Raw genomic sequence first — 12,569 nt, 5'->3', positions numbered from 1 at the left:
GGCGGCGTTACGAGAAGCCCACGGCGTGTACATAGCTCGAGGCTACGCGCCTCGCTGCCATGTCAGAATCCAGCCCGCGTGCCCTGCCGTCGCCCCAAGCGGCGGGTGTGTCTCGTGACACAGGAACGATCCTCACGGATATATTCAGCCGTAGGAGGCCGTTTTCGACGAGGAGCACCAATGACTGCACAGCCTGCCCAGAGCTCAAATTTTGAGTAGAGTCATAGCGCATCGACTTCGCGCTTCAAGAATGGTGTGCATATAGACACATACTCTCTCGCGCGAAAAGTCTGGCGGACCGCGCTCGCCTAGAACGCTCCGATGGTCGAGGACCGACTCGCTCGCTGGTCGTGAGCACCCGCCGCGGACGGCCCGTGCGCCGCGAGCACCAGGTCGCGCACCGCGGTGGCCGGGAGCGACGCGGCGCCGGGCGGCAGCAGGTCCGCGTCCGAGGCCAGCACGAGCGGAGTGTCGGCCGACGAGGACGGCAGCCTCCCGTGGGTGCCGCGCACCAGCGACGCGTCCAGCGGCACCAGGTTCATCGCGTAGCGCAGTCCGAGCGCCTTCTTGGCCAGGTTACCCGCCGCCTTCGCCTTCACCAGCGGGTCGGCCGGGTCGAAGAAGAGCTCGGCCGGGTCGTAGCCGGGCTTGCGGTGGATATCGACGCCGCGGGCGAAGTCGGGCGCGCGGTCGTCGTCGAGCCAGTAGTAGTAGGTGAACCACGCGCCCGGCCGGGCGACCACGACGAACTCGCCCGAGCGCTCGTGGTCGAGGCCGTAGCGGGCCTGCGCCTCCCGGTCGAGCACCTCGTCGACGCCGTCGAGCGCCTCGAGGAGCGAGCGCACCCGCGGCAGATCGGCCGCGTCCTGCACGTAGACGTGGGCGACCTGGTGGTCGGCGACCGCGAACGCGCGCGAGGTCCACGGATCCAGCTGCTCGCGGCCGTCCTGCACATACACCTCGAGCAGGCCCTCCCTCCGCAGCGCCCGGTTCACGTCGACCGGGGTATCCGCGTCGGCGATCCCGTACTCGGCGACCACGATCACTGACGCGCCCTGTGCCTCCGCGTCATCGAGGAGCGGAGCGAGCACCACGTCCAGCTCCGTCGCGGCCCGGCGCGCCTCGGGCGAGTCCGGTCCGAAGCGCTGAAGGTCGTAGTCGAGGTGCGGCAGGTACGCCGTGGTCAGCTCGGGCGGGCCGGAGCCGTCACCGGCCAGCACGTGCCGGGTCGCGTCGACCATCCACTGCGTCGAGCGCAGCGACGCGGTCGGCCCCCAGTACTGGAACAGCGGGAACGCGCCGAAGCGCGACACCAGCTCGTCGTGCAGCGCCGGCGGGCGCACGTAGGCGTCGGGAGACTTGCGGCCGTCCGCGTGGTAGATCGGGCGCGGAGTGACGGTGACATCGGTCGTCGCCCCCATCGCGTACCACCAGCCGATGTTCGCCGCGCGGTACGGCTCCCCGCCGCGCCGACGCGCGGTCTCCCAGACCTTCTCCCCGGTGACCAGGCGGTTGTGCTGGCGCCAGAGGTGCACCTCGCCGAGGTCGCGGAAGTACCAGCCGTTGCCGACGATCCCGTGCTGGGCGGGCATCGACCCGGTGAGCATCGTGGACTGCACGCTGCAGGTGACCGCGGGCAGGATCGTGTCCAACGGCAGCCGCCCGCCGTCGCGGGCGAGGCGCGAGAGGCGGGGCATGTCGGCGAGCGCCGTCGAGGTCAGCCCGACCACGTCGAGCAGCAGCACGGGCCTCACAGCGCCGCCGCCTGCGGGAGGAGGGGCGCCAGTAGCGCGTCGCGGGAGGCGGGAGTGAGCAGGTGCTCGGCCGCCCAGGCGAGTTCGGCGCCGATGCCCGTCGAGAGGTCGCTCGGCGCGTCGGCGAGCACCGACCAGGTGTACGTCTCGACGTCGAGGTGGATCTCGTCGTACGGCCAGGCCGCGTCGACCGCGGAGACCGCCTCCACGAGCACGGCCGTCGTCGCCGAGAGCGGCGCCTCCGGCCGGTGGTGCAGCGGCACGTGGAAGTGCACCCGCCAGGGGCCGGTACCGGGGAGCGTGTCGAGCGCCTCCGGCACGTCATCGACGCGGAGCACGCCGTCGATCCCGTTCTCGCGGGTCTGGTGCAGGTAGCGCTTCTCGACGAACGGAGCCAGCGCGGCGCGGCCGGCCGGATCCTCCAGGTGCAGCGCGGCCGAGGCCTGCACCTTCACCACGCGCAGGCCCGCGTCGCGGATGCGCCGGACGGCGGTGGCCGGGTCGGCGAAGGAGACGGCGAGGTGGCAGGTGTCCAGGCAGACGCCGACGAAAGCCGGATCCACCACTCCGAACCGCGGGTGCAGCCAGTCGACGACGTCGTCGACCGTATCGAGGATGCAGCCGGGCTCGGGCTCGATCGCCAGGCGGATCGCGTGGCCGGTGGAGCGGCGCAGGTCGCGCAGTTCCTCGACGAGGCGGGCGAGGTTGCGGCAGGCCGCGTCGTCCTGCTCCTGGCCCCAGCCCTCGCGCCAGCCCAGCGGCAGCGTCGAGATGCTGCCGTCGGCGCCCGCGGGCAGCAGGTCGGCGAGGACCCGCGCGCAGTCGATCGTGTACTGCAGGCGCTCCGGGGTGGTCCAGTCGGGCCGGTAGACGTCGAGCTTGACGACCTCGGCGTGGAACGCGGCGTACGGGAAGGCGTTGAGCGTGCGGACTTCGAGGCCGTTGCGCTGGAGGGCCGCCCGCAGAACGGCGCGGTCCTCGGCGCTCGCGACCAGCCGGGCCGCGAGATCCCGCGGGATCCACAGACCGACTCCGACCAGCGCGAGCCCGGCGGCCACGCGCGCGGGTCCGGCGTACACGTCGAGCTGGCGGACCACTCCGGCCAGGTCCTCGGCGGGGTGGACGTTGGTGCAGTACGAGAGGTGCATCAGAGGACCTCCGCCATGCGCGGCGCGCCCCGGAGCACGGAGTTGCCCTCGAAGGTGCGGCTCGCTCGGGCCACGTCGACACCCGCGATGGGCGAGAGGTCCAGGCGTCCGCTCTGCCCGTAGAACTCGACCGGGTTCTGCCAGAGCAGCCGGTCCACGTCGGCCGCGCTGAAACCGGCCACGAGGAGCAGGCGGCCGGTCTTCGCGGTCGTGAGCGGATCGGAGCGGCCCCAGTCGGCGGCGGAGTTGACCAGCACGCGGTCCAGGCCGATCCGCTCGACCAGCGTCACCAGGCGGGTCTCGTCCATCTTGGTGTCGGGGTAGATCGAGAAGCCCATCCAGCAGCCGGAGTCGCGGACGGCGTCGACCGTGACCTCGTTGAGGTGATCGACCAGCACCTGACCGGGCGCGAGCCCCGAGTCGGCGACCACCTCGAGGGTGCGGCGGGTACCCGACTCCTTGTCGCGGTGCGGGGTGTGCACCATCGCGGGCAGGCCGTGCTCGCCGGCGAGCTCGAGCTGCTGACGGAAGACCTGGTCCTCCTCGGGGGTGAGCGAGTCGTAGCCGGTCTCGCCGACCGCGACCACGCCGTCCTTGGCGAGGTAGCGGTCCAGCTCGGGCAGCACGGCCCGGCAGCGCGGGTCGTTCGCCTCCTTCGGGTTGAGCCCGATGGTGCAGTGGTGGCGGATGCCGAACTGCGCGGCGCGGAAGCGCTCCCAGCCGATCAGGGCGTCGAAGTAGTCGGTGAACGAGCCGACGTTGGTGCGCGGCTGGCCGAGCCAGAAGGAGGGTTCGACAACCGCGCGGACGCCGGCGTCGAACATCGCCTGGTAGTCGTCGGTGGTGCGGGAGGTCATGTGAATGTGCGGGTCGAAGATGCGCATCGTCGCGCCTTTCTCATCGGTGGTGGTGGCCCCGCGGTCGGGGCGACGTTCGGGGGCGGTCAGCTCGGCAGGAGCACCGCCAGATCGTTCGGGAGAGGGCGCCCGGCCGCGCGGCGCTCGTCGGCGAAACGTTCGGCCATCGCCCGCAGCTCGGCGTCACTGCGCTCCTGGAGCCCGGCGACCGCTGCGAGCGGGATGCCGAGGAAGACGAGCTTGAGGACCCCGTGCCGCCAGGCGTGCGCGTCGAGGTGGCCGCGGGCGAAGGGGCCCATCGCGACGGCGACGAGACGGGTGTCGTTGGCGCGCAGGGCGTCGGCGGTCAGCTCCAGGCCGACGGCGGTGGTCGCAGGACCCGGGCCGGCCAGGGCGTTCAGCCCGGCCAGCACGCCGCGGCGCTCGGCGCCGTCCGCGCCGCGGTAGAGGCGGAGGAGGAGCACGGCCAGGTCGTCGTCCGTGAGGGCCTGCGCCGCGGACTGCACCAGGGCGGCGCGGGCTGCGTCGTCGTGCGTGCCGTGGACCAGGCCCTGCGGATCCTCGGCAGGCCGCACCGGTTCGCGTCCGGCTTCGCGACCCGCAGTGGGGAAGAAGCGCTCGATCCGCGACGGGCGCTCCAGGACCGCAACGCGGGCGGCCGTGGTCCACGGGTGCTCGACGCGCGCCGAGGCGCCGCCGCGCGCCTCCTGAATCGCCGCGATGCTCGCGATGGCCACGCGTGGCGCGTCGTGCGAGTGCCGGGGCAGCTCGACCGCCGCGATCCCGCTGTAGCCGATCTCGGCGAGGGTGGCGAAAGCCGCAGCGAGGTCGAGGGAGCCGGTACCGAGTTCGAGGTGCTCGTGCCGCTCCGGGAGCATGTCGTCGACCTGCACGTTGAGCAGCAGGCCGGCGGCGCTGCGGAGGGCGCCGACCACGCCCTCGGGCTCGACCACGACGCAGTGCCCGAGGTCGACCGTCAGCCCGAATGCGTCCGGATCGCCGAGTTCGCGGCGCAGCAGCAGCGCGTCGGCGACCGTTTCGACCAGCATCCCCGGCTCGGGCTCGAATGCCAGCCGCACACCGTGGCGCTCGGCCAGGGCGACCAGACCGCGCATCCGCTCGACCAGGAGACGCCAGGCCGCAGCCCGGTCACCGCCCGCGGGCACGACGCCCGACCAGAGCGAGACTGCGTCGGCGCCCAGCAGCGCGGCGATCTCGATGGCGCGCTCCACGAACCGCAGCCGCGGTTCCGCCTCCTGATCGACCAGCGTGGGCCGGTGCTTGGTGAAGGGATCGAGCAGATAGCGGGCGCCGGTCTCGATTACGACACGCAGGTCCAGCGCCTCGAGCCGCGACCGCAGCGCGAGCGTCTGCTCGCGGCAGTCGGCAGCGAACGGATCCAGGTGCGGGTGCCCGAGGGTGAGCGCGACGGCGCGGTAGCCGGCGGCGTGGATCACGGTCAGCGCGTCCTCGAGAGTGTGGTCGGCGAAGCCGTTGGTGCCGTAACCGAGCACGGGTCCGGTGACGCTCATGTGATGTCCGCCGTCCGCGGGCGGCGGAGCAGGAGGGAGCCGAGCGCGTCGAGCGCGAGCAGCGCGGCACCCAGCTCCGGCCGCTTCAGTCCGGTCAGTGCGGCCTGCAGCGGGATCATCCCGGTGATGCCCGCGCGGGTGGCCGTGCGTGCGGCCGCCGCCGTCGGCGTCCTCGACGCCTGCAGCTGCGCGGTGAGCACGAGCAGGAGCCAGCGACCCAGCCCCGCGGTGACGACCGCGGCCGGGGCGGCCCGGCGCTCGGCCAGGACGCCCCCCGCAGTGGACAGCGCGATCGACGCGGTCCCGGCCGCCGCCGCTCCCGCCGCGACCGGTGTGGTGCCGTGCACCTCGCCGCGCGAGAGCACAGTGACGCCCAGCGTGTGCGCGGCAACGGCGGCGGAGGCGGGGGCCGCCGCGCGCACGCCGTCCGCGCCCGCGCCGAGCAGCACGTCGAGTCCGCGGCAGGCCGCCATCACGACCGGGCCCAGCGGAGTCGGCTTCGCGAGCAGGTCGTACGACCAGATCGTCGCGGCGAGCGGCAGCGAGAGCGCGAGCGAGCGCCGTCCGTCCACGACGGCCGCGACCGCGACGCCCGCCGCGGTCAGCACGGCCGCCGTGCCCAGCGCCGCCGAGCGGCGGATCCGCCCCGACGGGATCGGCCGCTCGGGCCGCTCCCGGGCGTCGAGCTCGGCGTCCGAGTAGTCGTTGAGCGCCATTCCCGCCGAGTAGAGCAGTGCCGAGGACAGCGGGAGCGCGAGGGTGCCCGCCCCGAGTCCGCGGCCTGCCCAGGCTCCGCCCGCGAGGGTGTCGCCGATCACCGTCAGCGCTGCCTTCGCGCGGACCAGCTCCAGGTAGTCGCGCAGCTCAGCCATCGCTCCGCGTCCTGCTGCTCACCGGGGTGCGGCGCTCGGCGACGAGCGCACCGGTGCGGGCGGCCCAGGCCACCAGCTCCGCGGTCTGCTCGGCGAAGCCGTGCACGTCGCTCCCCCACGGGTCTTTGAAGAAGAAGCCGAGCTCGCCGACCGGGCCCGAGACTCCAGCCTCGTCCGCGAGCGCCAGCAGGCGGGCGAGGTCGAGGATCAGCGGGGCCGCGAGGGCGGAGTCGTACGCCGACCAGATCGTCTGCACGGTGATCCGCGAGCCGAGGAAACCCTCGGCGTGCACGTGGTCCCACGCCGTCTTGACGTCGCCGAGGTCCGGCACGTTGTCAATGTGCAGCGGAGTGACCACATCGTCGCCCAGCAGGCTGCGGAGTCCGCGGTTCTTCGAGACGAGCTTCGAGCGCACCGCCTCCGGGTCGGCGAGGGTCTGCCCGTCGCCGCCGCCGAGCAGATTCGCGCCCGCCCACGAGAGCACGCGCATCCCGCGCGCCGTGAACATCGGAGCGAGCACGCTGCGCAGCAGGGTCTCCCCAGTCTTACCGTCCTGCCCCGCGATCGGGATCCCGGCCTCGGCCGCCCACTCGTCCAGCGCCGGCAGGGCCAGCGCGGTCGACGGAGTGAAGCAGGCGTAGGCCGCGCCCGCGACGACGGCCGAGAGGGCGGCGATCGAGCTCGCCGGTAGCAGGTGCTCGCCCGGACGCGCGAGGGCGGTGCGGAGGGCGGCGAGGTCGTGGAACTCGGGGCGGTCGGCCGGCAGCACCTCGGTCGAGGCGACGTCGATCACGACGACCCGCGCGAGGCCGTGGCGCTCGCGGAAGGCGACGATGTCGGCGGCGCGCCGGTCGATATCCTCCTGCTGCGAGGCGGCGTCGGTGGGAGCGAGGCGGACCTCGGCGTCGGTCGCATCGATGCGCTCGGCGACCTCGGCGACCACCGAGGTCGGGAACATGCCGCCGGCCGCGAGGCCCGTCGCCTTCTCGAGCAACGGGGTCGGCGCGACGTCGTGGCCGCCGACGACGATGTCGGCGAAGCCCGCGAGCGGGACATCCTCGAAGGCGGGGGTCGCGGTGGCACAGCCTGAGCTGGGCGCGGCACCTGCGGCGATCGCGTGCAGGCCCACAACGGCCGTGGTGGCGACGCTGCCCCGGGCCCCGATCAGCCAGAGGCCGATGCGCTCGCCCGATCGGGAGGCGCGTGTGCTGGTGGTATCGGACGAGGTCATCGTTCTCTCCTGTCGGGAAGGGCGGGCGGGGCGGAAAGGGCGGAAGGGGCCGGCGGGGTGGAAGGCGCCGGAGGGCCCGGCGGAATGGCGAGCGTCGGCGCACACCCCGGCGATCGGAGTGCGGAAGGGCCCCGGCGCAGCGCGCGACGCGCCTCCGGCCGACGGTCTCGCGCACAACCCGCACGGGGGGCGCGCCGAGTTTGCGGGACCGTGCGGTGACTGGTTTCCTCAGGTGTGCTGACCCCCGAACCCGCCAGCCGGGCCGAGAAAAGGAGCTGAGCGTGGCCGAGCGCGCGGGTACCGCGACCGGCGACATGCTGAGGCTGTTCGCCGACGGTCGCCCGCGCACCCGCGCCGAGCTGGTCGAGGAGACGGGGCTCGCGAGGACCGCGGTGATGACGCGGCTGGAGCTGTTCTTCGAGCTGGGACTGATCGCGCACCTCGACCGCGCACCCTCGACCGGCGGACGCCCCTCCGCCCGCCTGGTCTTCGACCCGGCTGTGCGCTCTCTCCTGGCCATCGACCTGGGCGCGGCGCACTCGACCATCGCGCTGACCGACTTCGATGGACGCATCATCGTCGAGCGCCGCGAGGAGCTCGACATCGCGCAGGGTCCGGAGGCAGTGCTCGGGCACGCGCTCGACGTGTGCGAGGACGTGCTCGTCGCGGCCGGCGTCGAGCGCTCCGTGCTCGCGGGCATCGGAGTCGGCGTGCCGGGCCCGGTCGAGCACGCCAGCGGCCGCCCGGTGCGCCCGCCGATCATGCCAGGCTGGGACGGCTTCGACATCCCCGCCTTCGTGCGCCGGCGCTTCGACACCACGGTGCTCGTCGACAACGACGTGAACCTGCTGGCGCTCGGCGAGCGGGCCTCGCGCTTCCCGCACGCCCTCGACCTGATGTTCGTAAAGGTCGGCACCGGCATCGGTGCGGGCATCGTCTCGTCCGGCCTGCTGCAGCGCGGCGCTCTCGGCTCCGCCGGCGACCTCGGCCACGTGCAGGTCCCGCGCACGGCCCCGGCCGCGGCGGGCGGTCAGGAGGGGGACCTCGAGGCGGTGGCCGGCGGCTCCGCCCTGGCCGCCGGGCTGGCCCGGGCGGGACGAGACGTGCAGTCGGTGCGCGACCTGATCGATCTGCTGAACGCACGCGACCCCGAAGCGGTCGAGGCAGCGCGGATCGCGGGCCTGCAACTCGGCGAGGTGCTGGCCACCTGCGTGAGCCTGCTGAACCCCTCCGTCATCGTGCTGGGCGGATCGGTCGCCCTGGCCAGCCCGGAGATCCTCGCGGCCGTGCGCTCGGTGATCGACGAGCGCTCGCTCCCGCTCGCGACGCAGCGGCTCGACCTGGTGACCGCCGAGCACGGAGGCAGCGGAGGCGTGCGGGGCGCGGCGCTGATGCTGCGCGGGCACCTGCTCAGCCCGGCAGTGGTCGACGGCTTCCTCGAGCAGCTGCGGGCGGAGGGCCGGGCGGGCCGCTAGTGCCGCCGTGCGCTCTGCAGGAGCCGGTGCGATGTGCAGGACCCCGTGCGATTCGCAGGGGATCCGGCGCGCGCGGGCGGCACGACGGGCAGAAACGGGCCTCGACGGCGCGATCCCCTGCGAATCGCACCGGCCGCACCCGGTCAGGAGCCGACCCCCGCGCGGTCGGCCGCCTCCGGCTGGGCGCCGAGAGCGGCGGCCACGGCGGCGTCGATCCGCGCCTGCTCCCCGGCGGCCCGGCGACGGCGGCGGACCACGGTCAGCACGATGAGCCCGGTCAGCAGGGCGAGCAGGAGCAGCGCGCTCCACGGGATGGCCGCGGCGACGGACTCGGCTGTGGCGACCGGAACGTCCGGGATGACGACAGCGGAGTCGGCCTGAGAAGCCTGGTCGGCGGTGACGACAGTGCCCGAGAGCGTGGCGCGGGCGGTCGCAACGAAGAGCGGCCAGACGCCGGCCACGGTCAGCGTCCGCGAGACGGACGTGCCGGGTAGCAACTCCGGCAGTGGCTCCGGATCGATCGCGGACACCGACGCTAGGCCGAACAGGCCGGCGACGTTGATCTCGGCGCCCGGTGCGATGCGGGTGTTGCCCGCGTTGGTCACGGTGTAGTCGACGGTCGCGGAGCCGGGAGCGAAGGGGTTCCCACCGCCGTCGTACGAGACGGTGAGGCCGTCGATCGCCAGGCGCGGGACGAGGTCGCCGCCGACGCGCAGGTACATCCGGGAGCCCAGGCGCCGGTCGACCGAGACTCCGGTCTCGCCCTGCACCAGGATCGAGGAGACGACGCCCGCCGCGTAGTCGCCGGGCGTGACGTCGTCGGGGACGGCGAGCTCGAACGGCACCTGCACGCTCTCGCCCGCGGGAACCGTGACCTCGGGGGCGTCGAACGAGATCCAGCTGCCCAGCTGGGTCGAGGGTTCCGCGGCGGGGAGCAGGTCGAGCTGACCCGCTTCGGTGATGTACCCGTCGGCCGCGTAGACGCGGAAGGTCTGCGGCTCGTCGTCGTAGTTCGACACGATCAGCGCGTCGCTCAGCTGCCCGCCCGGGTCGAGGGCATACGCATAGTTCGGCCGTTCGCTGCCCTGCTCGGTGTCGGCGGGGCGCACCCCCCAGGTGACGGCGGGGTCCGCCTCCTGAGCACCCGCCTGGCCAGCCGCGAGGAGCGTCACGAGCAGCAGGGCGGCGATGGTGCGGGTGGTGCGTGGCAGGAGCGACATCGATCAGGCTTCCGTTGCAGTGCGGATGCCTCCCGCGAGATGCCACTTGTGACGGCGACGCGCCGAGCGCGGGCGTCATAAGTGGCATCTCGCGGAGAGACGGGGAGGGAGGGGGGCGGCCCGGGGGCCGCCCCACCGGGGCTAGCCGAGCGCGGTGAGCGTCAGCGTCGCGGTGTAGGTGCCGGTTCCGACCGAGAGCGGGAGCTTCAGGTCGAGGTCGGCGCCGAGGACCGAGGATCCGGTCGGGTGCTCGGCCGCGGCCGAGCCGAGGACGCGGGCGGTGGCGAGGCCGTCACCCGAGTCGAAGCCGGAGGGAATGGGAGCGCCGGCGACGGCACCGCCGTCGTTCTCCAGGACCTCGGGGGTCCAGCCGAGGTACTTGCCCGAGACGGTCGTGCTGCCGGCGCGGAAATCGCTCAGCTGTCCGGACACCGACCAGGCCGGCCCGTTGAGGCGCGAGTCGGTCACGCGGACCGGCACGAGCTCACCGGAGGCGGCGAAGTGGTCGCCCTTCTCCTCGGCGACACCGAGGTTCACCAGGTTGCTGGTGCCCTCGAGCGTCCAGGTCAGCTCGCCCTCGCGGGCCTCGGGGACGATGACGGCCACGGACTGGTCGCCCTCGGCCGCAGCGCCCGCCGCGGTTCCCGTGAAGTCGCCCGAGACAGCGGAGGCGGAGTTGCCCGCTCCGAAGTTGACCGCCGGAGCGTTGCCCGTAAGGACGATGCGTCCGCCGACCGTCGATCCCGCGAGCTGGACGTTGCCGGAGTTGCCCGACAGCGTCACATCGCCGCCGACGGTGTTGCCCAGCGTGCTGGACGAGCCGTCCGCTTCGGCGCCCAGAAGCACGCCGCGCGAGGAGCCAGTCACCGAGAGCGAGCCGCCGACGATCGCGCCCTGCACGTTCACGCCGAAGTCGCTGTCCGCGAAGACGGCGTCCCCGCCCACACTCGTCCGGTCCACGTCGACGTAGGTCGCCGCCGCGGTGCTCACTCCGCCCGCGACCGAGAGGTCGCTGAGCTCGACGTCGATGCCGCCGGCCTCGACCATCCCGCCGACCGTGAGGTCGCGCAGGTACAGGAAGCCGTTGCGGCTCCCCTCCGAGAGCGACACGACGTCTCCGCCGACGCTGGTGCCGTCGATCGAGATGCCGTACGCGTCGGTGCCGATGACGTCGCCGCCGATGGTCGCCGAGGTGGCGTCCAGCCAGGCGTCGTCGCCGACGATCACGTTGCCGGTGACGGTCACGTTGCCGAGGACGCAGGTGTCGCCCGCGGCGACGTTCAGGTCGCCGGTGATCGTCTGGTTCCCCAGCTCGGTGCTGCAGTCCGTCGTCGCCGCGAAGGCGGACGGTGCAGCGACCATCGCGAGGGACGCGGCCGCGAGGACCGCCGTGGGCGTCTTCCACTTCATGGGGGTTCTCCTCGGTGCGCTCGTGCGCGTCGTGCTGGTGGTGGTGCTGTCGGTGCGGCGCGCGCGGCGCGGGCTGCGCTCAGCCACGGAGCGCTGCGATCGCGGAGTAGCTGCGGGAAGCGGCCTCGAGGGAGTTCCCGGTGCTGGGCGGCGTCGCCAGGGTGGGAGCGGTGTCCTGCTCCCAGACGCCGAAGCGCTGGCCGCGGTCGCGCAGCTCCGAGAGGAACGCCTGGTAGGGCAGGTTGCCGGCGCCGAACTCGACGATGTCGTAGCCGTTGGTGTTGGCGTTGTTCGTCTTGCCGTCCTTGAGGTGCAGGATCGGGTAGCGGCGCGGGTTGCGCTTGATGTAGTCGAGCGGCTCGAAGCCCGGGTAGAGCTTCTTGCCGACGTAGGCCCAGTAGACGTCCATCTCGAGATACACGTGGCGCGGGTCGGTGTTGTCGTAGAACAGGTCGTACAGTCGGGTCGCCGGGTCGTCCGAGGCGAAAGCGAACTCGCCCGCGTGATTGTGCTGGTAGAGCTTCATGCCCGCGGCCGAGACCTGCTGGCCCCAGCGGTTCCACTCCTCCGCGGCGGCGAGGTAGCCCACCTTCGTGTTGACGTTGGTGGGCGCGTTGCCGGTGCCGAGGTGCGGCGTGCCGAGGATCTGCGCGATCTCGATCTGCTTCCCCAACTCCGAGCGGAGCAGGTTGGTGCCGACGTGCGAGCCGACGGCCCGCAGGCCGTTGTCGTCGAGCAGCTGACGGATCTGCTGCGGCGTGATCGCTCCGACGTTGCCCTGGGTGTAGCCGGCGAATTCGATCTCGCTGTAGCCGATGCGGCCGAGCTCCTCGAAGACGGCCCGGAAGCCCAGAGACGCGACCTTGTCCCGGACGCTGTAGAGCTGGATGCCGATGCGGTTGATCGGGACCAGGCGCGTGGATCCGGACGAGGGCGCGGGTGCGGCCCCGGCAGGCGCCGCGAGGGCTCCCGCTCCGACGCCGACCGCGACCGTCGATGCGGCCAGGGCCGTCATCAGCGAGCGTCGGCTCATCGGCTTGGCCGTGATGGATGCGTGGTGGTGGTGCATC

At 73.1% G+C, this 12,569-nt stretch carries 10 protein-coding genes; 1 reads left to right on the top strand and 9 read right to left on the bottom strand.

The features are described from left to right. Positions 1-308: 308 nt before the first annotated feature. The 6 genes from A6122_RS01205 to A6122_RS01180 are packed head-to-tail and all read right to left on the bottom strand — an operon-like array spanning position 309 to position 7,394. Positions 309-1,754, bottom strand: a complete 1,446-nt coding sequence (locus tag A6122_RS01205) for an alkaline phosphatase family protein (protein WP_068250618.1) — start codon at positions 1,752-1,754, stop codon at positions 309-311. Continuing rightward, positions 1,751-2,902 (bottom strand): metabolite traffic protein EboE, encoded by a 1,152-nt coding sequence (gene eboE, locus A6122_RS01200; RefSeq protein ID WP_068250616.1) that lies wholly within the window; start codon positions 2,900-2,902, stop codon positions 1,751-1,753. Before eboE ends, A6122_RS01205 begins: the two co-directional genes overlap by 4 nt. Then, on the bottom strand, positions 2,902-3,786 hold the full coding sequence (locus tag A6122_RS01195) for a TatD family hydrolase (RefSeq protein ID WP_068250613.1): 885 nt from the start codon (positions 3,784-3,786) through the stop codon (positions 2,902-2,904). Before A6122_RS01195 ends, eboE begins: the two co-directional genes overlap by 1 nt. A gap of 59 nt (positions 3,787-3,845) precedes the next feature. Continuing rightward, the gene (locus A6122_RS17180; protein ID WP_068250610.1) at positions 3,846-5,291 is read right to left on the bottom strand and encodes an EboA domain-containing protein; all 1,446 of its coding nucleotides are present in this window, start codon (positions 5,289-5,291) and stop codon (positions 3,846-3,848) included. Continuing rightward, positions 5,288-6,163, bottom strand: coding sequence for an SCO3242 family prenyltransferase (locus A6122_RS01185; protein ID WP_068250607.1), 876 nt, complete (start codon positions 6,161-6,163; stop codon positions 5,288-5,290). The genes A6122_RS17180 and A6122_RS01185 overlap by 4 nt, the downstream gene beginning before the upstream one ends. After that, on the bottom strand, positions 6,156-7,394 hold the full coding sequence (locus A6122_RS01180; RefSeq protein WP_068250603.1) for an inositol-3-phosphate synthase: 1,239 nt from the start codon (positions 7,392-7,394) through the stop codon (positions 6,156-6,158). Before A6122_RS01180 ends, A6122_RS01185 begins: the two co-directional genes overlap by 8 nt. A 281-nt stretch (positions 7,395-7,675) precedes the next feature. Between A6122_RS01180 and A6122_RS01175 the strand changes: the two genes are divergently transcribed. Continuing rightward, entirely contained in the window at positions 7,676-8,869 is a 1,194-nt protein-coding gene (locus A6122_RS01175; protein WP_237358214.1) for an ROK family protein, read from the top strand. Between the two features lie 143 nt (positions 8,870-9,012). On the opposite strand, the gene A6122_RS01170 is transcribed toward A6122_RS01175, so the two are convergent. From A6122_RS01170 to A6122_RS01160, 3 genes are all read right to left on the bottom strand, one after another. Further along, the gene (locus tag A6122_RS01170) at positions 9,013-10,089 is read right to left on the bottom strand and encodes a WxL protein peptidoglycan domain-containing protein (protein WP_068250600.1); all 1,077 of its coding nucleotides are present in this window, start codon (positions 10,087-10,089) and stop codon (positions 9,013-9,015) included. 141 nt (positions 10,090-10,230) lie between these two features. Beyond that, complete coding sequence (locus A6122_RS01165; RefSeq protein WP_068250599.1) at positions 10,231-11,499, bottom strand: autotransporter outer membrane beta-barrel domain-containing protein; 1,269 nt, start codon at positions 11,497-11,499, stop codon at positions 10,231-10,233. Between the two features lie 79 nt (positions 11,500-11,578). Further along, positions 11,579-12,568 carry a sugar phosphate isomerase/epimerase family protein gene (locus A6122_RS01160; protein ID WP_084416130.1) on the bottom strand — a complete coding sequence of 330 codons (990 nt, stop codon included), beginning with the start codon at positions 12,566-12,568 and terminating at the stop codon, positions 11,579-11,581. Between the last annotated feature and the right edge of the window lies 1 nt (position 12,569).

It is taken from the genome of Rathayibacter tritici (assembly GCF_001641005.1).
GTDB lineage: Bacteria > Actinomycetota > Actinomycetes > Actinomycetales > Microbacteriaceae > Rathayibacter > Rathayibacter tritici.
This window is presented reverse-complemented; position numbering and strand designations above follow the sequence as displayed.